Origin of the sequence: Pseudomonas sp. NPDC087614 (assembly GCF_044743485.1) — a bacterium.
GTDB lineage: Bacteria > Pseudomonadota > Gammaproteobacteria > Pseudomonadales > Pseudomonadaceae > Aquipseudomonas > Aquipseudomonas baetica_A.
In genome coordinates this window covers 13,218-37,959 of the sequence record NZ_JBIUWN010000043.1, presented here as the reverse complement: position 1 = coordinate 37,959, position 24,742 = coordinate 13,218, and the positions used below count along the sequence as shown (strand labels likewise).

General features: G+C 59.1%; 18 protein-coding genes. 15 read left to right on the top strand and 3 right to left on the bottom strand.

What is annotated here, in order from left to right; all coding sequences use genetic code 11:
* The 11 genes from ACIOWA_RS16920 (at nucleotide 1) to ACIOWA_RS16870 (ending at nucleotide 12,930) form a co-directional block, all read left to right on the top strand.
* Entirely contained in the window at nucleotides 1-315 is a 315-nt protein-coding gene (locus ACIOWA_RS16920) for a DUF2934 domain-containing protein (RefSeq protein ID WP_401160840.1), read from the top strand.
* A 129-nt stretch (nucleotides 316-444) separates the two neighbouring features.
* Nucleotides 445-2,604 carry a glycogen debranching protein GlgX gene (gene glgX, locus ACIOWA_RS16915; RefSeq protein ID WP_339495646.1) on the top strand — a complete coding sequence of 720 codons (2,160 nt, stop codon included), beginning with the start codon at nucleotides 445-447 and terminating at the stop codon, nucleotides 2,602-2,604.
* Between the two features lies 1 nt (nucleotide 2,605).
* On the top strand, nucleotides 2,606-3,604 hold the full coding sequence (locus ACIOWA_RS16910) for an acyl-CoA dehydrogenase (protein WP_401160838.1): 999 nt from the start codon (nucleotides 2,606-2,608) through the stop codon (nucleotides 3,602-3,604).
* A complete protein-coding gene (locus ACIOWA_RS16905; RefSeq protein WP_401160836.1) occupies nucleotides 3,601-4,359 on the top strand; it encodes a PIG-L deacetylase family protein in 759 nt (252 codons plus the stop codon). The genes ACIOWA_RS16910 and ACIOWA_RS16905 overlap by 4 nt, the downstream gene beginning before the upstream one ends.
* The gene (locus ACIOWA_RS16900) at nucleotides 4,356-4,955 is read left to right on the top strand and encodes an SAM-dependent methyltransferase (RefSeq protein ID WP_339465794.1); all 600 of its coding nucleotides are present in this window, start codon (nucleotides 4,356-4,358) and stop codon (nucleotides 4,953-4,955) included. The genes ACIOWA_RS16905 and ACIOWA_RS16900 overlap by 4 nt, the downstream gene beginning before the upstream one ends.
* On the top strand, nucleotides 4,952-5,608 hold the full coding sequence (locus tag ACIOWA_RS16895; RefSeq protein WP_339495644.1) for a glycosyltransferase: 657 nt from the start codon (nucleotides 4,952-4,954) through the stop codon (nucleotides 5,606-5,608). The genes ACIOWA_RS16900 and ACIOWA_RS16895 overlap by 4 nt, the downstream gene beginning before the upstream one ends.
* A 187-nt stretch (nucleotides 5,609-5,795) precedes the next feature.
* Entirely contained in the window at nucleotides 5,796-6,554 is a 759-nt protein-coding gene (locus tag ACIOWA_RS16890) for a PIG-L family deacetylase (protein ID WP_339465796.1), read from the top strand.
* A gap of 278 nt (nucleotides 6,555-6,832) precedes the next feature.
* Nucleotides 6,833-8,311, top strand: a complete 1,479-nt coding sequence (locus tag ACIOWA_RS16885) for a hypothetical protein (protein ID WP_401160833.1) — start codon at nucleotides 6,833-6,835, stop codon at nucleotides 8,309-8,311.
* Nucleotides 8,274-10,064 (top strand): YncE family protein, encoded by a 1,791-nt coding sequence (locus ACIOWA_RS16880; protein WP_401160831.1) that lies wholly within the window; start codon nucleotides 8,274-8,276, stop codon nucleotides 10,062-10,064. Before ACIOWA_RS16885 ends, ACIOWA_RS16880 begins: the two co-directional genes overlap by 38 nt.
* A 486-nt stretch (nucleotides 10,065-10,550) precedes the next feature.
* Nucleotides 10,551-11,366 (top strand): endonuclease/exonuclease/phosphatase family protein, encoded by an 816-nt coding sequence (locus ACIOWA_RS16875; protein ID WP_401160829.1) that lies wholly within the window; start codon nucleotides 10,551-10,553, stop codon nucleotides 11,364-11,366.
* A 493-nt stretch (nucleotides 11,367-11,859) separates the two neighbouring features.
* Nucleotides 11,860-12,930: an autotransporter outer membrane beta-barrel domain-containing protein gene (locus ACIOWA_RS16870; RefSeq protein ID WP_401160827.1), complete on the top strand. Its 1,071-nt coding sequence runs from the start codon at nucleotides 11,860-11,862 to the stop codon at nucleotides 12,928-12,930.
* A gap of 117 nt (nucleotides 12,931-13,047) precedes the next feature.
* Here the strand turns inward: ACIOWA_RS16870 and glgB are convergent, their stop codons facing one another.
* The 3 genes from glgB to ACIOWA_RS16855 all read right to left on the bottom strand — a co-directional run bounded on the left by glgB (nucleotide 13,048) and on the right by ACIOWA_RS16855 (nucleotide 20,721).
* Nucleotides 13,048-15,279, bottom strand: a complete 2,232-nt coding sequence (gene glgB, locus ACIOWA_RS16865; RefSeq protein ID WP_401160825.1) for a 1,4-alpha-glucan branching protein GlgB — start codon at nucleotides 15,277-15,279, stop codon at nucleotides 13,048-13,050.
* A 2-nt stretch (nucleotides 15,280-15,281) separates the two neighbouring features.
* Nucleotides 15,282-18,623, bottom strand: coding sequence for a maltose alpha-D-glucosyltransferase (gene treS, locus ACIOWA_RS16860; protein WP_339507685.1), 3,342 nt, complete (start codon nucleotides 18,621-18,623; stop codon nucleotides 15,282-15,284).
* 100 nt (nucleotides 18,624-18,723) lie between these two features.
* Nucleotides 18,724-20,721 carry an alpha-1,4-glucan--maltose-1-phosphate maltosyltransferase gene (locus tag ACIOWA_RS16855; RefSeq protein WP_401160822.1) on the bottom strand — a complete coding sequence of 666 codons (1,998 nt, stop codon included), beginning with the start codon at nucleotides 20,719-20,721 and terminating at the stop codon, nucleotides 18,724-18,726.
* A gap of 217 nt (nucleotides 20,722-20,938) precedes the next feature.
* Between ACIOWA_RS16855 and ACIOWA_RS16850 the strand changes: the two genes are divergently transcribed.
* From ACIOWA_RS16850 to mapR, 4 genes are all read left to right on the top strand, one after another.
* On the top strand, nucleotides 20,939-21,106 hold the full coding sequence (locus ACIOWA_RS16850; protein WP_339465803.1) for a hypothetical protein: 168 nt from the start codon (nucleotides 20,939-20,941) through the stop codon (nucleotides 21,104-21,106).
* A 160-nt stretch (nucleotides 21,107-21,266) separates the two neighbouring features.
* Complete coding sequence (locus tag ACIOWA_RS16845) at nucleotides 21,267-21,500, top strand: DUF3203 family protein (RefSeq protein ID WP_339465804.1); 234 nt, start codon at nucleotides 21,267-21,269, stop codon at nucleotides 21,498-21,500.
* Nucleotides 21,501-21,695: 195 nt separating this feature from the next.
* Nucleotides 21,696-23,129: a cytochrome c oxidase accessory protein CcoG gene (ccoG, locus tag ACIOWA_RS16840; protein WP_339465805.1), complete on the top strand. Its 1,434-nt coding sequence runs from the start codon at nucleotides 21,696-21,698 to the stop codon at nucleotides 23,127-23,129.
* Nucleotides 23,130-23,262: 133 nt separating this feature from the next.
* Complete coding sequence (mapR, locus tag ACIOWA_RS16835; RefSeq protein WP_007919188.1) at nucleotides 23,263-24,672, top strand: GntR family transcriptional regulator MpaR; 1,410 nt, start codon at nucleotides 23,263-23,265, stop codon at nucleotides 24,670-24,672.
* Nucleotides 24,673-24,742 lie beyond the last annotated feature (70 nt).

The following is a 24,742-nucleotide window of genomic DNA, read 5'->3' as shown; positions in this document are numbered from 1 at the left end:
ATGAGCACCGACGATAAACGCATCCGCGAATTCGCCTATCAGATCTGGGAATCCGAAGGTAAACCCGAAGGTCATGAAGCGCGTCACTGGGAGATGGCGCGTAAATTGGCCGAGGCTGAAGCGCTGGCACCGAAGAAATCGCCGAAGGCTGCCGGCAGCAAAACTGCTGCCAAGACCGCCGAGGTGAAAGCGCCGGCAGCCAAGCCCAAAACCCCGGCCAAAGCCAAGCCAGCGAGCGCCGCAAAAGTCGTCCCGCCGGGCGAAAAAACCGCCGAGAAAAAGCCGCGCGCACCGCGCAAGCCTCCGGCGAACTGACGCTCTCGCGATTATTGAACTCAATGATCCTGTGGCGGGCTTGCTCGCCACAGAGGGGGCGTTCGCCCTCAAGAAACATGCACAACCCCGCGTGTCAGCCCAGAATTCATCTGTTTTGCAGGAGCAATCATGACCCATCCAAAGAAAGCCGAGCCCACACAGCACGCCGAACCCTCGAGAATCCGCGAAGGCCTGCCCTTCCCGCTCGGCGCGACCTGGGATGGTTTGGGGGTGAACTTTGCCCTGTTCTCCGCCAACGCCACCAAAGTTGAACTGTGCATTTTCGATGACGCCGGTGAAGTCGAGCTAGAACGCATCGAACTGCCGGAATACACCGACGAGATCTACCACGGCTACTTGCCCGACGCACATCCGGGGCTGATCTACGGCTACCGTGTCTACGGCGCGTATGACCCGGCCAACGGCCACCGCTTCAACCACAACAAGTTGCTCATCGACCCGTACGCCAAACAGCTGGTCGGTGAACTCAAGTGGTCGGAGGCGCTCTTTGGCTACACCATCGGCCACCCCGACGCCGACCTCAGCTTCGACGAACGCGACAGCGCCCCCTTCGTGCCCAAGTGCAAAGTCATCGACCCGGCGCACACCTGGGGCAACGACCAGCGCGTCAGCGTGCCGTGGGACAAGACCATTATTTATGAGACCCACGTGCGCGGCATCAGCATGCGGCACCCCTCGGTTGCGGAAAACGTACGCGGCACTTTCGCCGGGCTGATGAACGACGATGTGCTCAAGCACATTCGCAGTGTCGGGGTTTCGAGCGTTGAGCTTTTGCCAATCCACGCGTTCGTCAATGACCAGCACCTGCTGCACAAGGGCATGACCAATTACTGGGGCTACAACAGCATCGCGTTTTTCGCCCCCGACCCGCGCTATCTGGCCAGCGGCAAGATCGCCGAATTCAAGGAGATGGTCGCGCACCTGCACGAAGCCAACCTCGAAGTGATCCTTGACGTGGTCTACAACCACACGGCCGAGGGCAACGAACAAGGCCCGACCCTGTCGATGCGCGGCATCGACAACGCCTCCTACTACCGCTTGATGCCGGATGACAAACGCTTCTACATCAACGATTCCGGCACCGGCAACACGCTGGATCTGAGCCACCCGTGCGTGCTGCAAATGGTCACCGACTCGCTGCGCTACTGGGCCAGCGAAATGCATGTCGACGGTTTCCGCTTCGATCTGGCGACCATTCTGGGCCGCTACCACGACGGTTTCGACGAGCGTCACAGCTTCCTTGTTGCCTGCCGCCAGGATCCGGTGCTGCGTCAGGTAAAAATGATCGCCGAGCCCTGGGACTGTGGCCCCGGAGGCTATCAGGTCGGCAACTTCCCGCCGGGGTGGGTGGAGTGGAACGACAAGTTCCGCGACACCGTGCGTGCATTCTGGAAAGGTGACGACGGCCAAGTGGCCGACTTTGCCAGCCGCATGACCGCTTCCGGTGAGATGTTCAACCAGCGCGGACGACGGCCGTATTCGTCGGTGAACTTCATCACCGCTCACGACGGTTTCACCCTCAACGATCTGGTGTCGTACAACGACAAACACAACGAAGCCAACGACGAGAATAATCAGGACGGCAGCAACAATAATCTGTCGTGGAACCACGGCGTCGAAGGCCCGACTGACGACCCTGACATCAACGCCCTGCGCCACCGGCAGATGCGCAACTTCTTCGCCACCCTGCTGCTGGCCCAAGGCACGCCGATGATCGTTGCCGGTGACGAATTCGCCCGAACCCAGGACGGCAATAACAACGCCTATTGCCAGGACAGCGAGATCGGCTGGGTCAACTGGGACTTGAGCGAAGACGGCCAGGCGTTGCTCAAATTCGTCAAACGTCTGATCAAGCTGCGTCTGGCGTATCCGATCCTGCGCCGTGGACGTTTTCTGGTCGGCGAGTACAACGAGGACATCGGCGTCAAAGACGTGACCTGGCTCGCGCCGGACGCCACCGAGATGACCACCGAGCATTGGCACGACGCGCACAACCGCTGCCTGGGCATGCTGCTCGATGGCCGCGCACAGGAAACCGGCATCCGTCGCAAAGGTGCTGATGCGACGCTGCTATTGGTGGTCAACGCGCACCACGACATCGTCAACTTCACCTTGCCGGAGGTTCCTGAGGGCAGTTTCTGGACGTGCATGGTCGATACCAATCAACCGTCGATTCGTGGCCAGGAACGCTTCGAGTTCGGTCATGAATACTCGGTCACTGGCCGTTCACTGCTGCTGTTTGAATTGCAACGCGAAGAAGAAGACTGACATGGACTTGCAAAGCTATCTCGCTCGCCGTCCGCCGGACTACGCAGACACAGCCTCGCTCGGCCTGTGCCTGCGGGCGTTGGTCGAGGCCGGGCTGGACCGATTGCCGTTACCCGGCAGCGGCAGCACGCTGGAGCGATTTCAGCGTCTGGCCGATGTTGGTGGGCATGATCTGGGTTTGTGCAAACTTTACGAGGGCCACACCGACGCGTTAGCGATCATCGAGCAACTGGCAGGCGCGCCAACGCCCGGCAGCACGTGGGGCATGTGGGCGGCAGAACCGCCGCAAGCGCGGGTGCAGGTGCGACCCGCCGGGCATATGGTGGAACTGAACGGCCGCAAGGCCTGGTGTTCCGGCGCCGCGGTACTCAGCCATGCGCTGCTCACCGCGTGGGACGCTGATGATCAGCAGCAACTGGTTGCCGTGGCCCTCGATCAACCCGGCGTGACCATCACCGATCAAGGCTGGCAGGCGGTGGGCATGGGCGCCACGGGCAGTGTCGAGGTGCTGTTCGACGGCGCCGAAGCTCAAGCCATCGGCAATCCCGGCGATTACCTGCAACGACCGGGTTTCTGGCAAGGCGGGATCGGCATTGCTGCCTGCTGGTACGGCGCCGCGCGGCAGATTGCCGAACGCCTGCGCCAGCCATGTGCGCAACGGCAGGAGCCGCATGCCCTCGCCCATCTGGGCGCGGTCGATAGCGCCTTGCAGGCAGCCGCCGATGTCTTGCGTTTCAGCGCCCTGCAGATCGACGCGCATCCGCAAGCCGATACCCAACTGCTGGCCCGGCGTGCCCGGGCCGTGGTTGAACAGTCTGTCGAACAGGTGATCCGCGAAGTCGGCCGCGCCTTGGGGGCCGGGCCATATTGCAAGGATCGGCACTTCGCCCGGTTGATCGCCGATTTGCCGGTGTTCCTGCGCCAAAGCCACGCCGAACGGGACCTCGCCGCCCTCGGCCAAATGGTTGCCGCGCAACCTGACGGAGCATGGGCGCTATGAAAACCAATCCCATCGTCGGCCAAGGCACGTCCTTGCAGCAATGGCAGAGTTCACAGCATCTGGCCGATATGCAAAGCATCAATATCCTCAGTCTGGTACCTCCGGGGGCTCGCGCGGTGATTGTCGCGCCGCACCCGGACGATGAAGTGCTGGGCTGCGGCGGCCTGCTGCAAGTGCTCGCCGCTGCCGGCCGCTCGTTACAACTGATCTCGGTCACCGACGGCAGCGCCAGCCACCCCGGTTCCACGCGCTGGCCGGTGGAGCGCCTGAGCGTGATCCGGCCACAGGAGTCCGCTGAAGCGCTGCGGCGCCTCGGTCTGCCGATGCATCGTTTGAAATGGCTGCGCGGCGGTTTCAGCGACACGCAGGTGGCGGCGCGAGAATCCGAGCTGAGCGCGTTTATCGAACACCATCTGCGCCCCGATGACGTCATTTTTACCACGTGGATCGAGGACGGTCATTGCGACCACGAAGCCGTCGGCCGCGCCAGCGCTGAAGCAGCGCGCAGAGTCGGCGCGACGTGCCACGAACTGCCCGTATGGACGTGGCACTGGGCAACGCCCGAAGACGCGCTGGTGCCCTGGCAGCGGGCGCGCAAGATTCTCCTGTCACCGGTTCAAATCGCCCGCAAACGCCACGCCGTCCATGCCTTTGCCAGCCAATTGGAGGGTGATCCCGAGGCAAGGCTCGCGCCGGTATTGGCGCCCTATGTGCTTGACCGCTTACTGCAACCTTTCGAGGTGGTATTCCTATGAGCGTTGAAGATCGTTATTTCGAAGGCTTGTTCGCCGGCAACGACGACCCGTGGGCATTTCGTCAGCGCTGGTACGAACAGCGCAAACGGGCGATCACCCTCGCCGCACTGCCTCGTGCGCACTATCGGGCGATCTTCGAACCGGGCTGTGCGAACGGCGAACTGAGCGCCGAACTGGCGACGCGCTGTGATCGACTGTTGTGTTGCGACACCGCCAGCGCGGCAGTGACACTGGCGCGAACCCGTTTAAGTCTTTTTGACCACGCCCAAGTGCGTCAAAACCGTCTGCCCGGTGACTGGCCGGAAGAAAAATTCGACCTGATTGTATTTAGCGAAATCGGCTACTACCTCGACGGCAAGGATCTGACAGAAGTGATTCGCCGGATCAGTGATTCCCTGACCGCCGACGGCCAACTCCTCGCCTGTCACTGGCGCCCGCCCATCGACGGCTGTCCGCTAAACGCCCGACAGGTTCACGACCTGATCCATGAGCAGTTGAATCTGCCACGCGTGGCACTGCATCAGGAGGCTGATTTCATTCTTGAAGTATGGAGCCGCGAGCCGCGCTCGGTGGCGGCGTTGGAGGGTTTGCGATGATTGGCATTTTGATCCCGGCGCACAACGAAGAAGACCTGCTCGACGAATGCCTGAGCGCGGCCATGCGCGCCAGCCGGCACGGTTTGCTCGCCGGTGAGCGGGTCGAAGTGTTGGTGGTGCTCGACAGTTGTACCGACCGCTCGGCGCAGATTGTCAGCGGTTATCCGGTGCTGAGCCTGAATATCGACGCACGCAATGTCGGTCAGGCCCGCGCCGTCGGCGCTCAGGTGCTGCTGGAGCGCGGGGCACGCTGGATCTCCTGCTCCGACGCCGACAGTCGCGTCGCCGATGACTGGCTGGTGGCGCAAATCGGGCTGGGCGCGGATGCGGTGTGTGGCACGGTCACCGTCGAGCACTGGCATGAATCATTCGATGAAGCGGCGCAAATTCGCTATCACCGGCACTATCGGGCCAGTGAGGGCCATCGGCATATTCATGGCGCCAATCTGGGCGTCAGCGCCGATGCCTATCGGTGGGCCGGAGGCTTTAAACCGCTGGCGTGCGACGAAGATGTGCACCTGGTGCGGGATCTGGAACTGACCGGTGCGAACATCGCCTGGAGCCATCGTCCGCAAGTCCACACCAGCGCTCGTTTCGACAGCCGGGCCCGGGGTGGATTTGGCGACTACTTGCGAAACCTGGCACAGATGTAATAAAAAAAACCGTATCAGATTGATCTGTGGCGCGACGAACGTCACATCATGAGCAATACTGTGCTGCGCGGCAATCCAGGGTTCGGAGCGTCGCATGGCAATCAACCAGCCTTCACGGGTCGGCCGCGTCACAGGTTTATGGCTGTGGGCACGATTGAGGGCGAAACAACACAAGGACGTCGCACCCATGAAACCGTTATCGCTCATCGAAAACAGCCCGTCGGCGCAAATCTGGAACAGCGCCCCGCAACTGCACAACATTCCCGTCATCAACACCCGCAGCCTGGTGCCACCCGGTGCCCGCGCCGTGGTGATCGCCCCGCATCCCGGCGATGAGGTGGTGACGTGCGGTGGCCTGCTGCAATTACTCTCAAGCCTCGGTCATCCGCTGCAACTGCTCTCGATCACCGACGGCAGCGCCAGCCATCCCGGTTCACGACAGTGGTCGGAAAAACGCCTGAGCGTGTTCCGCCCGCAGGAAAGCGTCGAAGCCCTGCGCCGCCTCGGCTTACCCATGCACAGCCTGAAATGGGTACGCGGCGGTTTCACCGACAACGCACTGAGCGATCAGCACAGCCAATTGGCCGGGTTCATCGGCCGTTACCTGCGCCCCGGCGACGTGGTATTCAGCACCTGGCGCGGCGATGGCAACGACGATCATGAGGCGGTCGGACGTGCTGCCGCCGAAGCCGCCGAACTGGCCGGGGCGACCTTCCACGATGTGCCGGTCTGGGCGTGGCACTGGCCTGAGCGCGATCAAAAACTGATCCCCTGGGATCGCGCACGCAAACTGCGCCTCGACACCTGGACCGTGGCGCGCAAAAGCCACGCCACCCACGCCTACGCCAGCCAGCTCAAGGGCGAACCGGCGATTGGCATCGCGCCGATGCTGCCGCCGGTGATTCTGGAACGGATGCGTTTGCCCTATGAAATCGTTTTCGTCTGAAGGCCACAGGTAGCACCTTCGCCAACATCTTTCGTGGGCGGGCTTGCCAACGATCGCGGTGGGTCAGCCAATCAGATGCTGAGTTGCGTACCCTCATCGCTGGCAAGCCCGCTCCCCTAGGGGCTAACCCGTGTGTCTGAGGGAAGATTTTCCCCTTCCCGACCGCGTAACCATTCGTCCGGAAACCGCGCGCACCTGTCAGATCTGACAGGTGACAAACATTGCTGATTAGCGTCATCTGTCGCCATGGCATTTTCCTATTCAGCCTGGAGATGGCGATGACCAGCACCCGCACGATTGACCCCTTGGCACTGCCCCTTCCGAAAGCACCCAAGATGATCCCCCTCGTCCCTGCTAGTGAGGGAGTCCACGGTGGCGTTGCCTTCGACGACGCGAGTGAGGAAGAGGGATTTCAGATACTCATGCTGGCGTATGACAACCAATCAGAAAACGACAAAATCACGCTTTGGTTGAACGATGAAAAGGCGGATGACACCACTATTGCCAAAGGCAAGGAGCTTGACAACACGCCACTTTACATTCCGCCGGAATGGTTTCAAAAAGGCCTGAACAAAATCAAGTTCAGCGTCAAACGTACTTCCGGCAACTGCGATTTCACCGATGAACTCATCCTGCTTCACCGCACCTCGCCACCCGGCGACACGCCCCCGGTCCTGAACCTCAGCGTCAGCCACTCCAGCATCGGCCCCGAGCAAGCGAACAAGGTTTCGGTCACGGTCAGCTACAAGAACATGAATTGGTACGACACGATTTCTATTTATTGTAATGGCGCGCGTGTCACCCACACATTGACACCAGACAGCACGTCTCCCCTACCGCCGGTTCCGCAAAGCGTGGTGATCCCGATCCCTAAAGAGAAGCTGGAACAAGGCGGCGACGATTCCGACTTCGAATTCAAATTCCGCGTGGTCGACTATCTGACCAATCCGTCCGGCCCTCCGACCTGGTCGGATGTAGTGACGGTGGACGTGCATTTGAATCGCCTCACGTTGCCCGCCCCAACCGTCAAGGGCCAGACCGGCAACAACTTCAGTCCGACCCAACCGGAAGTCCGGGTGCTGGTGCCGCAGGGTTCGCTGCTGCCTGACGATAAGCTGAACGTGATCTGGCAAGGCGCAGCCGAGACACCGGCTGCGGGTACCTACACCAGCCCTCAACGGCTTGTCAGCGCCGGTCTGGAAATCGCGGTGCCGCGATCAGTCCTGGCTTACAGCCTTGGCAAACCGGTGACCGTCATCTATGTCATCGAACATAATGGCGCCTCCAGTAATTCCCTGCCGCTGTCTCTGAACATCCTGACGCTACCGGCGACGGCGCTGATCCCGCCGAAGATCGTCGAGGCCGATGCCAACAACGTCCTGGACGTGAACGCGTTGGGCAGCAAAAACGCGACCCTTCACGGGTTGCTCCACACTGATCGAGGCGGGCCAACAGGTCTGGATGAGCCTGGAAGGTCAGAAGGCCGACGCCAGCCCTCACAACCTCACAATCTGGAACGGCGGAGACGCCAATGTCAATGCGACGTGGGTCAGCCAGGGCTTCTGGCCCGCAGCACTGGCCAACAGTTACCTCAAAGAACTCGGGCATGGCACCACGCTGAAAATCAAGTACAAGGTGTCGATGGACAAGAGCGACAACCCGGCAACGGCCACGGTGTTTCCGGATCGAACTTACAGCATCAAGTCGATAGAGCTAGTGGTGCCGACGCTGGTGAATGTGCTGGATGCGAGCAATAAAGAAGTGCCGGAGGGCACGTCCACCATCAGCACCACGCTGAAACTCAAAGGCAAGGCCAGCAAAGGCCAGACCGTCGAGATTTTTGATGGCAACGGTGCGTCTGCCGTGTCCAAAGGGACTGCGCCAGCACATGAAACAACAGGCGAATGGGAGAAAACCATCACCGTACCAGAGGGTAGTCGCCGGTTGTATGCAAAGGCACTGTATGCCGTAAGCCCGGTGTATTCGAATGTTCGGTTACTGACCGTTATAGCCGCCACAGCACCGACGATCACCTCGGTCAAAGGCTCGCCGAGCGGCGTGGAAATCCCACCCGGCGGCACCACCGCGGAAACAGCCGTGACTCTGACCGGCAGTGCCGCCAAGGGCCAAAAAGTCGATATCCTCGATGGGATCACGTCCAAAGGTCAACCCGACACGGATCAAGCAACAGGGATCTGGACATTAACCGTTACAGGCCTGAGCGTAGCGGCGCACAGTTTTACAGCCAAGGCGTTGTATGGCGATGGTGCGACCTCCGAAGCCTGGACGGTGAATGTAACGGCGAATGTACTTTCTTTTATAAATCAGCCCTATCGATCGTCACCCGGAGGACGGCTGAAAGATATTGAGATATTCGCAAGCAAACTGGATGGCACGCCTCGTCCAGAGGCACCTGTAATATTGACACTCGCCAGTGGAATGTTTTTCGCCGATGGCACTGGGGGGGAGCGTGAATTCATAGCTGATGGGCAAGGCCTTGTAATAGTGAAGGGCGTACAGGCGTCTATGGTTCCTGGAGAGTACGCGCTGAATGCTGTCAGTGAAGGGGCAATAGCATCCGCGAAGGTAACGGTCTTCCCCGCAATCTCTGAGGGGGACATATCAATCGGAACGGGTGGCACTGAAAAAGCTTTAAGCCCCGACGGGCTTACGCTTTATGTCCTTGTTCCCTCGGCTTCTTTGGTTAAAGTCGTAGATCTGATTTCAAGGAAAGTTTCAAATCATATTCAGACTCCCCCTATCGCCCTCTCATGGCCAAGAATGGCCATAAGCCCTGATGGAAAGCAGTTATTTATTGGATACACACAAAGCGGAAATATCACCATTATTGACACGACCAATCTAAAGATTATTGGAGATATAAAGATAAATCAATCACCCCATTATTTAGCGGTGAGTCCGGATGGCAAATCCCTTGCGGTCGGATATGGCGGTATAAATTCAAGCCTCTACAATATTCAGGCAGCGATAGTTGATATATCAACGCAAAGAATTACTCGCGAAATAACTGAAGCAGGAAGCAACACCAAAATGATTGATTACACTCCTGATGGCGAATATTTATATATTGTGATCTGGGTTGGCAATGCTGGCACACTGGCTATCATTGAAACAAAAACGCACTCAACTGTCGCCAGAATAAACATTAACAGCCGCCCTTACACATTGCACTTTAATGCATCAGGAACTCGCGCTTATGCAATTGGAAATACTTTATCCTGGACACCAACCATAACAGTTGTTGATGTTCTACAAATGCAGCCCATCAGGACAATCCGCCCTTTAAATGAAATTAAAGCAACCGCATTTGTCATTAACACTAGCGAAACCCAAATAACATATAGCGAGGGCACTGTGATTGATGCCGCCGGAGGTCGGACTTTGAAAAAATATCCTTTTGAAACGGGGGGCGGGCCTGTTGACTATCGAAACAACCGCCTATATGCGTCCGGCACTGACACTATTAAAGTTATTGCCATGGATCCATGACTTGAAGCTCAATGCAAATTACTTGTATTGAGACGCTCTTGACAAAGAAAACAAAAGGCGATGAGTTTATTTTTCGCCTTTTATTCAATCTCTATAAACAACCAAGAATACTTCGTTTACGATCCTCAACGCTTTGGAATGGCCAATACATGTTAAACGGGGCCAGCCCCTGAGGGATCCCCACAAATCTACTCCAGGCTCTGCGCCTGATGATGCACCTCATCGCGCAGAGCTTTCTCCAATTTTCCCCAGTCTCCGCTGCCTCCGAACTCTATGCACCTACGCCAGTATTCCAGGCCAAGCCGCCACATGGATGTGTTGGGCGGCAGATTCGATTGCGCGTCTGATGTAGAAGCTGCCGAAGGCTGCGATCATTTGATCCAGAACAACAAGACCAAATGATCGCAGCCTCGTTTCACTCGACAGCTCCTACACTAGTTGGCGGTGTTGATTCAGAAGGAACCGCCACCCCCACCCACCAGTCGCATGAATACGCACTCAGGATTCACAGGAGTCACCGTGTCCAGCGCCCCCAATCGTCACGTCGTCGGCGATTCAGTCATCCATCGCCTGCGCGTGCTGACGGTCAATACCCACAAGGGTTTCACCGCACTCAACCGACGTTTCATTCTTCCGGAGTTGCGTGAAGCCGTACGCAGTACTTCGGCCGATCTGGTGTTTTTGCAGGAAGTAGTGGGTGAACACGAACGGCATTCGAACCGCTACAACGAATGGCCGCAAACCTCGCAATACGAATTTCTCGCCGACAGCATGTGGAGCGATTTCGCCTATGGGCGCAACGCGGTTTATCCCGATGGCCATCACGGCAATGCGCTGCTGTCCAAATACCCGATCCGCGAGTACCGCAACCTCGACGTGTCGATCACCGGCCCCGAGCGCCGTGGCTTGTTGCACTGCGTGCTGGATGTGCCGGGGCATGCCGAAGTCCATGCGGTCTGCGTGCATTTGAGTCTCCTGGAAAGCCATCGCCAATTGCAGTTGCAACTGCTCTGCCAGTTGCTTGAATCCTTGCCTGATGACGCGCCGGTGATCATCGCCGGAGACTTCAACGACTGGCAGCTTCACGGCAACGTCGCCCTCGCCCGGCGCGACTATTTGCACGAAGCCTTCGAGCGCCATCATGGCCGCCCTGCCAAAACCTATCCGGCGCGTTTTCCATTGCTGCGACTGGACCGGATCTACCTGCGCAACGCCAGCAGCCATGACCCGCAGATCCTCGGCAACAAGCCGTGGACGCACCTGTCGGATCACTTGCCGCTGGCCGTTGAAGTGCATCTGTAGCTGCCGAACGGACAAGCCTGCTTTTCGGCTCTGCGTGATGACTCACCTGGACGTTTCGCTCCGGGCGATTGTCGTAACTCACGCCCTTGATATCCGGCCAATATTCGAAATATTGACAGCAACGGTTTATGCGGTGCGTTCGGCAATGTCGGAACCTGGATCAACCGAAAAACCGTCCGTCAACAATACATTCCCTCTGCATCGGGGTTTTCACTGCCGCGAGCCACACAAACAACCACTTGGTTATATTCAAATAAACAAACAGTTACAAAACCTAAATAACACCGACCACTCATCGATCAATTTCTTGACGCATGCCTGTGGTTCTTCTTATCTCAACCTTACTACCCCCGGAATAACCCTCCGGGCCGAACCATCGGACACTCGCGAAATCGAGCGGCCATGGATCTGCCCGCTCCATTCGGTCGCCCCTCGTTCGGGGTAGGAGAGACGCCACATCGAGATGCCGCATGCGCTTGCAAGGTAGGCCTCCATGAGAACTTCAATCACCCCACGCGAGATCAAAATTACTTTCTGCACAGTCTCGAGTTTTCTCTTGCTGTGCTCATCCATGGAGGCGCAGGCAGCCCCTGCGGCGGATGAAGCGACACCGTGGTATCGAGAGAACGTCCCCGTCATCACATTGCCTGCGACGGTCATCACCCCGGACCGGCAACGGTTCAATCCCCTATCTGATCGGCAAATTGCGAGGCTGATCACCGAAGAACTCGCGCCAGGCGCCTGGGACCTGCTCTACGGACAAAGTGCCCGAAAGGCGCAAACCGATGTGGTGTCTTCGGGTTTCGCGATGCCCGGCGGCTCTGACTGGAAGGGCCCCGCCGTACTGACTCTGCAAAGCGGCGGCGGCCCTACGCAGAAAATCGGCCTGATGGGCGGTCCGAACCAGATTCAAGCCAATGGCAATGGGCAAATCATCAGCCGCGCCCTGGCCGACCCGACCACCGACACCCTCAACTTGCAAGGCCAACGCCTGGGGGCCTATTACAGCCTGATCGGTGCGCGGGGATGGCACGTCGACTTGTCGGCCAGCGGTGGACGAGTCAGCGGATTCAGCCGCGATCAACGAGGTGCGCGGCAGGCCACAGAAGGCAGCGCCATGACGTTCTCGGTCGAAGGCGGTTTCCCGATTGGTTTGAGTGAAAACTGGGTGATCGAACCCCAGGCGCAATTGGTCAACCAGCGCATCACCCTCGACACCCCCAACGCTGGCTCAGGCCACGCAACGTCCAAAGACCTCTCAGCCTGGAGCGGCCGCGTCGGAGCACGCTTGAAAGGTAGCTATGACTTGAGTGGTCTGCCGGTCGAGCCGTACCTGCGCACCAATCTCTGGCACACGGTCTATACCGGCAGCACGGTGACTCTGGATAAGGTCGACAAGATCAGCAGCAGCCGCAAATCATCGACCGTCGAGTTGGGACTGGGGCTGGTGGCTCGGGTGACGCCGGCGGTGAGCCTGTATGTGAGTGCCGATTACAGCAGTGATGTCGATGACAATGATTTGAATGGCTTGATTGGCAGCCTCGGCGTACGGATGCGTTGGTGAGGCTTCGGTTTCCCGGCGTCTGAGCTGACACCTTCGCGAGCAAGCCCGCTCCCACATCTGGAATGCATTCCTCTGTGGGAGCGGGCTTGCTCGCGAAGGCAGCGACTCGGTGTGGGATCAACCCTCAGGCTTGAGGATCAACACCGCCAGCGGCGGCAAATTCAGCTCCAGCGACAACGCCTGGCCATGGCTAGGCACTTCTTCGGTAAACGCGCCGCCACCGTTGCCATAGTTGGAACCGGCATAAGTATCAGCGTCGCTGTTGAGCAACTCGCTCCAACGCCCGGCGAACGGCACACCCACACGATAGGAATGACGCGGCACGGGGGTGAAGTTGGCCACCACCAGCACGGGTTTACCGTCCTTGCTCCAACGCAGCCAGGCATAAACGCTATTGATCGCATCGTCGCCAATCAACCACTGGAAACCCTGCGGCGCGTCATCCTGATCGTGCAATGCCGGCTCTTCGCGATAGAGACGGTTGAGGTCGCCCACCAGTTTCTGCACGCCTTTGTGCTCGGAATACTGCAACAGATACCAATCAAGCTGTTGATCGTGATTCCACTCGCGCCACTGGCCGAACTCGCAGCCCATGAACAGCAGCTTCTTGCCCGGATGGGTCCACATGAAACTCAGATAGGCCCGCAGGTTGGCGAATTTCTGCCAGCGATCGCCGGGCATCTTGTCGATCAACGAGTGTTTGCCGTGGACCACTTCATCGTGGGAGATCGGCAGAATGAAACGCTCGGACCAGGCGTAGACCAGGCCGAAGCTCAACTCATTGTGGTGATGGGCGCGGTACACCGGGTCCTGCTGAATGTAATGCAGCGAATCGTGCATCCAGCCCATGTTCCATTTGTAGGCAAAGCCCAGACCGCCCTGCTGCGTGCTCTGACTGACGCCCGGCCACGCCGTGGATTCCTCGGCGATTACCAGTGCACCCGGGGCCTCCAGGTCGACCACGTCGTTCAAGTGCCGCAGAAAATCGATGGCTTCAAGGTTTTCCCGCCCGCCATGCCGGTTCGGCACCCATTCGCCGGCCTTGCGCGAATAGTCGCGATAGAGCATTGAAGCCACCGCATCGACTCGCAGGCCATCGATGTGGAAATGCTTCAACCAATGCAGCGCCGACGCCAGCATGTAACCGTGTACTTCGGTGCGCCCGAGGTTGTAGATCAACGTGTCCCAATCCTGATGGAAACCCTCCAGCGGATTGCCGTACTCGTACAGCGCGGTGCCGTCAAATTGCGCCAGGCCGTGGGTATCGGTGGGGAAATGCGCCGGTACCCAATCGAGAATCACGCCGATATCGGCTTGGTGGCAGGCGTTGATGAACTCGGCGAATTGCTCCGGCGTGCCGTAACGGGCGCTCGGCGCAAATTGCGACAACAACTGATACCCCCAGGAACCACCGAAAGGGTGCTCCATGATCGGCATCAACTCAATGTGGGTGAAACCCAGTTCCTTCACATACGGAATCAATCGCTCTGCCAATTCCGGCCAGGTGTACTGGCGCGCTACTTCACCCAGATCGTCCAGTTCACACTGCCAGGAACCGGCGTGCAGTTCATAAATAGACAGCGGCGCCGAATGTTGCTGCCGCTCGCGACGGCTGCTCATCCAGTCCTGATCCTGCCAGTCGACGTGCAGCGGCGCGGCGACTTTCGACGCGGTATCCGGCGGCAGGCTGGTGGCCAGCGCCATCGGGTCAGCCTTGAGCGGCAGAATCCCGTGAGTGCCAAGAATTTCGTATTTGTACAACTCCCCCGCTTGCAGGCGCGGGATGAACAACTCCCATACCCCGGACGGATGACGCAGGCGCATCGGGTGCCGGCGCCCATCCCAGACGTTGAAGTCACCCACCACCGAGACCCGTCGGGCATTCGGCGCCCACACGGCAAACCGCACGCCGTCGACGCCATCCACGGTGGTCAGTTGCGCGCCGAGGCACGAACTGAGGTCGCGGTGATTGCCTTCGGCAAACAGATACAAATCCATTTCGCCCAGCAACTGACCGAAGCTGTAGGGGTCTTCCGCCACCTGCTCGCCACCGGCCCAACGGGTACGCAATTGATACGGCCGTGTCTGATCGAAGTGGCCGACAAACAGCCCCGGCGTTTCAGTCTGCTCAAGCGCGCCGCGCTCTTGCCCGGTCTCTTTGTCCAGCACCGAAACATTCAACGCACCGGGCAGATAAGCGCGAATGAATTGTCCGCCGGCGCCATCGCCGTGCGGGCCAAGAATGGAAAACGGATCGTGATGCTCAGCACGGACCAGGGCGTCGATGTCCTTCGCCGTGGGCAGCAATGCGTCTTTGACTTGACCCTGTTCCTTGTTCGAGAAACTCATGACTACTCTCCACCAAGATCGGAAAAGGGTTTAAGCCCCGTCAATAACCCATACAAACCGTGCAACGGCACGGGCAGCCACGCGGGGCGATTTTCGGCTTCATAGGCCACTTCATAGGCCGCCTTCTCCAGGCCGAACAACGCCAGTGCGGCGTCGGCGCCTTCAGGATCTTGCCAAGCATGATCAAGACTAGCTGCCGCCCGGCGATATGCCTGAACAAATGCCTCTCGCGCCTCCTGCAAATAGCGATCCGCCACACGATGACGTGAGGCTTCGGATTCGGCGCTGTGGTCGACGTTGTGCACGTTGATGGTCATGGCTGCCGCGTAATCGAAAGAACGCAGCACACCGCTGACATCCTTGTACGGGCTGTGTTTGCCACGACGCTCGCTCAATGGCCGTGCAGGTTCGCCCTCGAAATCGATCAGAAAGGCATCGCCCTTGATCACCAGCACCTGACCCAAATGCAGGTCACCGTGGACACGGATCCGCAAACCGCCGACAGCTTTTTTCGCCAGATCCTGCACATGGGCAAGGATGGTTTTTTTCTCGTCGATCAGTCGTTTAACCCGCTTCTGATCCGCCGCGCTGAGTTCGCCCTGATGCTGTTTGAGCAGTTTCAGCGCCTGTTCGACCTGAGCGGCGACGTCCTTGCCGGTGGCCTGCATGTCCTTGGCCGTACTGATTTGCGGTGCAAAGTCGGGATTGTCGGTCGGCGCCGCCAGCACTTGATGCATTTCGCCCAGGCGCTGACCGAGCATCCCGGCAAAATCCTTCAACTCCCCCAAGGCGTTGTAATGCTGTTCCTGCTCGGACATGGCATCGGCCAGCTCATCGCGCAATGCTCGTTCGAGGTTGTTTTGCGTCCATTCCCACGCATCGCCCTGATTGCTCAGATAGCCTTGGGCGATCATCAACAGATTGTCTTCGCCCTGCGCATCATGGCGGATCACCGAGCCCAGCAGCGGGGAGATATTGGCAAATCCGGCAGCGGTCAGGTAAGCGCTCATCTCCAGTTCCGGGTGTACGCCAGAAGCGACTTTGCGGATCAGCTTAAGGACTACGCTGTTGCCAACGACCACCGAACTGTTTGATTGCTCGGCCGACAGATAACGCACCTCGGACTCACTGCCCAACCCCAGTTTCTCCAACAGCGGCGTTGGCGCGAAACGGATTTGACCGTCCGCCGATTCGAGCACCGTGTTGTTCTGCATACCCTGCAATACCGCGCGGATAAACGCTTCGAGACTGAATGCGTCTGTAATCAAACCGACCTGACGCACCCGACGCACGCGGGCCAATGCCAGTTGCTGAGGCAGCGCCGCGCCGACCTGATCCTCTGAGATAAAGCCAAACGGCAGTTGATAACGGTGGGTCTGGCCGCCGCTGGTGACTTCGATCTCGCTGAGCAGCACCGGATGCTCGGCGTCGCCGAACCGCACGCCGTAGGCCAGATGCACCTTGTCGATGGCAGCGTCCTTGCCGGCGAACCAACGGCGGTTTTGCAGCCAGCTCGGCAGAATGCCCTGCTCCAGGGTCGCGCGGGCTGGCGCCTCGAGCAGTTCCTCCATGCGTTTTTTCAACACCAGGGTGGTGAAATCCGGCAGGCTCTGCGCCGGTTCCACATGCCAGCTCGGCATCTGGTTTTCCGCCGCGAGGGCGAACCAGTAAAAACCGTAGGGTGCCAGGGTCAGGAGGAAATTCAACTGACCAATGGGTGGGAAGGCGTTACCGCCGAGCATCTCCACCGGGACCATGCCGACGTAGGCCGACAAGTCGAGTTCCGCCGCTTGGGCGCTGCGCGACACGTTGGCCACGCAGAGAATGATTTCGTGTTTGCCATCGGCGTCGGTGAATTCGCGGGTATAAGCCAGAATCCGTCGGTTGCTGGGCGAGAGCATTTTCAACGTGCCACGGCCAAACGCTTTGGATTGCTTGCGTACTGCGAGCATGCGCCGCGTCCAGTTGAGCAACGAATGCGGGTCGCCGGCCTGGGTTTCGACGTTGACCGACAGATAGCCGTATTGCGGGTCCATGATCGGCGGCAACACCAGGCTGGCCGGGTCGGCGCGGGAGAAGCCGCCGTTGCGGTCGATGGACCACTGCATGGGCGTGCGCACACCGTCGCGGTCGCCAAGATAGATGTTGTCGCCCATGCCGATTTCATCGCCGTAATACAGGGTCGGCGTGCCCGGCATCGACAGCAGCAGGCTGTTGAGCAACTCGACGCGGCGACGGTCACGCTCCATCAACGGCGCCAGCCGCCGACGAATGCCGAGGTTGATCCTCGCCCGGCGATCAGCGGCGTAGTAGTTCCACAGGTAATCGCGCTCCTTGTCGGTGACCATCTCCAGCGTCAGCTCATCGTGGTTGCGCAGGAAAATCGCCCATTGGCAGTTGGCGGGGATTTCCGGGGTCTGGCGCAAAATATCGGTGATCGGGAAGCGATCTTCCTGGGCCAGCGCCATGTACATGCGCGGCATCAGCGGGAAGTGAAAGGCCATGTGGCATTCGTCGCCATTCAAACCATGCGCGTCGGTATCGCCAAAATACAACTGGGTGTCTTCCGGCCATTGGTTGGCTTCGGCCAGCAACATGCGGTCGGGGTAATTGGCATCGATTTCGGCACGGATCTGCTTGAGGACGTCGTGGGTTTCCGGCAGGTTTTCGTTATTGGTGCCATCACGCTCGATCAGGTACGGAATCGCGTCGAGGCGCAGGCCGTCGATGCCCATGTCCAGCCAGTAGCGCATCACTGACAGCACGGCTTTCATCACTTGCGGATTATCGAAGTTCAGATCCGGCTGATGGGAATAAAAACGGTGCCAGAAGTATTGGCCGGCGACCGGGTCCCAGGTCCAGTTGGACTTTTCGGTGTCGAGAAAGATGATCCGCGTGCCGTCGTATTTCTGGTCGTCATCCGACCACACGTAAAAGTCCCGTGCCGCCGAGCCCGGTTTGGCTTTGCGCGCCCGTTGAAACCACGGATGCTGGTCGGAGGTGTGGTTGATGACCAGCTCGGTGATCACCCGCAAGCCACGCTTGTGCGCCTCGGCGATAAAGCGCTTGGCGTCGGCCATGGTCCCGTAATCGCTGTGCACGCCACGGTATTCGGCGATGTCGTAGCCGTCATCGCGACGCGGCGATGGATAGAACGGCAACAGCCATATGGTGTTGACGCCGAGTTCGGCGATGTAATCGAGTTTGGCGATCAGGCCGGGAAAGTCGCCGATACCGTCGTTGTTGGAGTCGAAAAACGATTTGACGTGAACTTGATAAATCACCGCGTCCTTGTACCAGAGCGGGTCTTTGATAAAGGTGGCAGCCTTGGGTTTCTTCGCCATGTGAAACTCCTGTTCGATTCAGGAAAACAAATTATTCCCTGTAGAAACTGGTCACTGTGGAAGCCGGCAAAGCAGCGCCCACATTAGACCTTCGCCAACCTCAGGAGGCGGTTATCCGCCAAATCCCGAACGGCTGGTACGCGGGGTCAATCCGCATGAACTGGTACTTGCCGTACCACTCCCAGCGATGCCCGCTCATCAAGTCTTCGCCATGGGTGGTCGCGTCGTCCGGCAGGCCCATCTCCCAAAGCGGCAGCTCGAAACTCGCTTCCTGCACGTTGTGCGGGTCAAGGCTGACCGCCACCAGAATGAAGTTGCGGCCGTCCGCGCTGCGTTTGCCGAAATACAGGATGTTGTCGTTCCAGGCGTTGTAGACCTTCAGGCCCAGGTGGGTGTGCAACGCCGGGTTTTGCCGGCGGATGCGGTTGAGCTGGGCGATCTCGGCAATGATGTTGCCGGGGGCGTTGAAATCGCGGACACGGATCTCGTACTTCTCCGAATCCAGATACTCCTCTTTGCCCGGTACCGGCGCCGCTTCGCACAGCTCGTACCCCGAATACATGCCCCAAAGGCCCGAGCCCATGGTCGCCAGCGCGGCGCGAATCAAGAACCCAGGCCGGCCCGAGTCATGCAGGAACGCCGGGTTGATATCCGGCGTGTTGACGAAAAAGTTCGGCCGGTAGCATTCGCGCCACGGCGACTCATTGAGTTCGGTGAAGTAAGCCGCCAGTTCTGCCTTGGTGTTGCGCCAGGTGAAATAGGTGTAGCTCTGGGTGTAACCGACCTTGCCCAACCGCGCCATCATCGCCGGCGTGGTGAACGCTTCCGCGAGGAAGATCACCTCCGGATGCAGCGCGCGCACATCGGCAATCAGCCATTGCCAGAACGGCAGCGGCTTGGTGTGCGGGTTGTCGACACGGAAGATCTTCACGCCCTCCTCGACCCAACCGACGATGATGTCCCGCAGCTCAACCCAGAGGCTCGGTAGCGCGTCGGGCGCGTAAAAATCAACGTTGACGATGTCTTGATATTTTTTCGGTGGGTTTTCCGCGTATTTGATCGTGCCGTCCGGCCGCCAGTTGAACCAGCCCGGATGCTGTTTGAGCCAAGGGTGATCCTGGGAGCACTGGATGGCGAAGTCGAGGGCGATCTCCAGCCCATGATCGGCGGCAGCCACCACCAGCCGACGGAAGTCTTCGCGGGTGCCCAGTTGCGAGTGAATGGCCTCGTGCCCCCCCTCTTCGCTGCCAATCGCGTAAGGGCTGCCAGGATCCTGCGGCCCGGCGCTCAGGGAATTGTTGCGGCCCTTGCGATGGGCGCGACCGATCGGGTGGATCGGCGTGAAATAGAGGACGTCGAAGCCCATGTCCTGAATCATCGGCAACCGCGCATGCACGTCATTAAAGGTGCCGTGACGGTCGGGATCATCGGTGATCGAGCGCGGAAACAACTCATACCAACTGGCAAACTCGGCCAGTTCGCGCTCGACATCCATGGGAAATTCGGCGCTCACGCTCAAATAGGCGCGGTGATCGGCCTGGGCCATCAAATGCGCACTGCGTGAGTGCAGAAACAGCGCAACCTGCTCGGTTTCGAGCAGGCCGGACAGTTCATGGTGCAGCGCAGCGAGTTGTTCGCTGAGCGCACCTTCACTGCGTTCGGCAGCCTGTTGCACCATGCTGCGGCCCTCTTGCAGCTCAAGTGAGACGGGCACCGCCGCGTTGTGTTTCTTCTCCAGTTCATACTGAAAACTGGCGAAATGGTCGATCCACGCTTCGATGCAATACACATAACGGCCTTGATCTTCCGGGCGGAAGCGGCCTTGCCAGCCGTTGTTGCCCAGCTCCGACATGACCTCGCTTTGCCACGTCTCTTTGCCTTCCTCGCGCCAGCGAATGCGCACCGCCAACTTGTCGTGACCGTCGGCGAATACCTTGCTGGTGACCTCCACATCGCGCCCGACAATGGATTTGACGGCAAATTGACCGCCATCGAGAGTCGGCATGGTGTTTTCAATGACGATGCGCGGCAGCAGCAAAGCTTGCGACAGCGGCATGTGCGGGTTGTAGTTCAGTTCAGAAGGTTTTTCAGCAGTCATTGAGCATCTCTCCTTAACGCCCCAAGGACGCTCTTGTGCCGGATCAGTGTTCACAACGAGGCACCTGCCCCGATATGAACTCACTTAAGTTCCGAGCGACCGGCGCCGGGAAAAGTTCACAGGGATTTGCCCGAGCAAAAAAGCGGATCGAATCCGCTGCGAGGTGGTCAACTCACTTAAGCACTTCTCACGCCATGTGCCACACGGAGGTCATCAGATGAGTATCCCGATTCCGGCCGAAACGCCTGATCCGAACATCGATAAACCCACTTTGCCCGAGACCGAGCCGCAGCCGATTCCCGATCAGGAACCGCCGGGCACGACGCCACCGCCCAGGGAGGAACCGCCAACGACCATGCCGCCAGTGATTGTTGCGCCTGATTGATGACGGTCCGTCATCGGTGATCCCTATCAAAGGGTTTTGCGATGCGTGGCATCACGTTGAAGAGCGCCGCCATGAGCAGGCGACCATTAATCGGTTGCGCAGAACGACCAGCAAAGCCTGTGCCCTAACCTTTCAGGCAACTCTGAAAAAGGACCGTCCCATGCCCGTTCGAATCGAAAACCAGACCTGTTTTTTCACCACTGAAAACGGCGAAGAAATCCGCCTGTGCGGCGACTTGACCGTGATCACCGACAGCGAGAAAGCCATGTCGGCCGTGGAGATCGAAGGCCAGCGCCTTTACCTCACCGAAGCAGAAGCCGACGCATTGACCGTTGCAGGCGCCAAGGACGGACGCAAGCATTTGAAGGCTGACGAGAGTGATTCGGTGATTTGACTGACCTTGATCAACACAGCGCGCAAACCCTTGAGATAGGGGTTTGCGCCTGCGCCTGCGGGCTGCTTCAAGTTGTCGCAGGCAGGCCGGCAAACACCATCTGATACGCTTTTTATTGAAATAGCTGAGTCTGTTATGCAAACAGATCGGCGCTCATAGTGCATCGGCCTGATGGAGGCTGATGAGCGAACGACCATGAGCGAACAAATCCCCGTCCGAACCGTAGAAGTTGAACCACCCCACATAAAAAGTGTGCCGGGCCGCCCAATGAAGGCGAGAAACAAGTCCAGCGATAACCAGATCCACACCCGCAGCTTCACCGGCCTGTTTCGAACCCTGCGCATGAGTGGCGCGGGGTTCCTGTTTTTGCTGTTTTTCGGCACCGTGTGGCTGAACTGGGGTGGGCGTCAGGCGGTTCTCTGGGACCTTGGCGAAAGCAAGTTCCACATCTTTGGCGCGACCTTTTGGCCGCAGGATTTCATCCTGCTGTCTGCCCTGCTGATCATTGCCGCGTTCGGCCTGTTCGCCATCACAGTGTTCGCCGGCCGCGTCTGGTGCGGTTACACCTGCCCGCAGAGTTCGTGGACCTGGATCTTCATGTGGTGCGAGAAGATCACCGAAGGCGAACGTAACCAGCGGATCAAGTTGCAAGCCGCGCCGTGGGGGCTGAACAAACTCGCCCGCCGCGCCGCCAAGCACACGCTATGGCTGGCGATCAGCGTGATGACCGGCCTGACATTCGTCGGCTACTTCACCCCGATCCGACCGTTGGCCGAGGAGTTGCTGACCCTGCAAATCGGTGGCGTCAGTCTGTTCTGGGTACTGTTCTTCACCGCCGCCACCTACATCAACGCCGGCTGGCTGCGCGAAGCGGTGTGCATGCACATGTGCCCTTATGCGCGGTTCCAGAGTGTGATGTTCGACAAGGACACCCTGGCCATTTCCTACGATGTGGCCCGTGGTGAGAACCGCGGCCCGCGCAAACGCGACGTGAAACCGGCCGAGGCCGGGCTGGGCGATTGCATCGATTGCCAGTTGTGCGTGCAGGTCTGCCCGACCGGCATCGACATTCGCGACGGTTTACAGATGGAATGCATCGGTTGCGCGGCGTGTATCGACGCCTGTGATTCGATCATGGACAAAATGAACTACCCACGCGGATTGATCCGTTACAGTTCCGAGCGCGAATTGCAGGGTGGCAAGACCCACCTGCTGCGGCCACGGCTGATCGGCTACACCGTCGTGTTACTGCTGATGATCGGAGCGCTGGCCCTGGCGTTGGTCGAGCGGCCGATGGTGTCGCTGGACGTGACCAAGGATCGCGGCCTGTTCCGCGAAAACGGTCTGGGCCAGATCGAGAACATCTACACCCTCAAAGTCATCAACAAGACTCAACAGCGCCAGGACTACAACCTGAGTCTGGTGGACGGCGACGGCTTCCAGTTGCAAGGCAAGACCGAACTGAGCCTGGCCCCCGGCGAGATTGTCGATGTGCCGGTGTCGGTGGCCATGACCACGGAACGCCCGAGCAGCAGTTCACAGACCCTGAGTTTCAAGATTGCCGACAGCGATGAACCTGAGGTTTACAGCGTGTCGAAGAGCAGGTTTGTGGCGCCGATGAATCGCTGATCCCTTAAACTGCGGCGCGGCCATTGGCGAGCAAGCCCGCCCTCACATTTGGAATGCATTCCTCTGTGGGAGCGGGCTTGCTCGCGAATGTAAGCAACGCGGTCTTCCAGAATGAAATCAATCCGGACCCAAGATGAAACGCTACGAAAAATTCGCCGACGACATCGCTGAACTGATCCGCTCCGGCGTCCTTGGCCCCGGTCAGCGCGTGCCCTCGGTGCGCTACGCCAGCCAGACTTACGGCGTCAGCCCGTCTACTGTGTTTCAAGCCTATTACCTGCTCGAACGCCGCGGTCTGATCCGCGCCCGCCCGCGTTCCGGCTACTTCGTCAATACCCACGCGCCGAGTCCGTTCTCGGAGCCGGTGATCAGCAGTCACGTCAACGACTCCACCGAGGTCGATGTCAGCGAACTGGTGTTCTCGGTGCTGGACTCGATCAAGGATCCGAGCACAGTACCTTTTGGCTCAGCGTTCCCCAGCCCGACGTTGTTCCCGCTGCAACGCCTGTCGCGTTCCCTGGCCAGTGCGGCGCGGGAGATGGACCCGCGCATGGTCGTCACCGACATGTCGCCGGGCAACCCGCAATTGCGCCGGCAGATTGCCCTGCGCTACATGGTCGGCGGGCTGATGCTGCCGATGGAAGAACTGCTGATCACCAACGGCGCCCTCGAAGCGCTGAACCTGTGCCTGCAAGCCGTGACCGAACCGGGTGATCTGGTGGCCATCGAAGCCCCGGCGTTCTACGCCAGCCTGCAAGTGCTGGAACGCCTGAAACTCAAAGCCGTGGAAATCCCCGTGCATCCGCGTGACGGCATCGATCTGGGTGTACTTGCGCAGACCCTCGAACGTCACCCGATCAAAGCCTGCTGGTGCATGACCAGTTTCCAGAACCCGATGGGCGCGACCATGCCCGAGGCGAAGAAACAGGAACTGGTCGAACTGCTGCGCCGCCACCAGGTGCCGCTGATCGAGGACGACGTCTACGCCGAACTCTATTACGGCCAACAAGCGCCGAAACCGGCCAAGGCCTTCGACACCGAAGGGCTGGTGATGCATTGCGGTTCGTTCGCCAAAAGCCTGGCCCCCGGCTACCGCATTGGCTGGGTCGCTGCCGGACGTTACGCGCAGAAAATCGAACGGCTGAAACTGATGACCTCGCTGTGCGCCTCGATGCCGGCGCAGGCAGCAATTGCCGACTATCTGCAACACGGCGGCTACGACCGGCACTTGCGCAAACTGCGGTATGCGCTGGAGGAACAGCAAAGTGCGATGCTCGCCGCGATTGCCCGTTATTTCCCGGCACAGACACGGGTCAGCCAGCCGGCCGGCGGCTACTTCCTGTGGCTGGAATTGCCACCGCAGATGGATTCGTTGAAGTTGTTTCAGATGGCGCTGGCGCAAGGCATCAGCATCGCGCCGGGGCCGATTTTTTCACCGACCCAACGGTTCAGGAACTGCATTCGCTTGAATTACGGCAGCCCCTGGACTGAAGACTCGGAGAAAGCGATGGAGACGTTGGGGCGGATTGTCCGGTCGTTCTGAGTTTTTTATGTTGATTGAACGGGTTCCATCGCAGGCTTGCCAGCGATGGAACCCGCCCAGACGCTTGAGT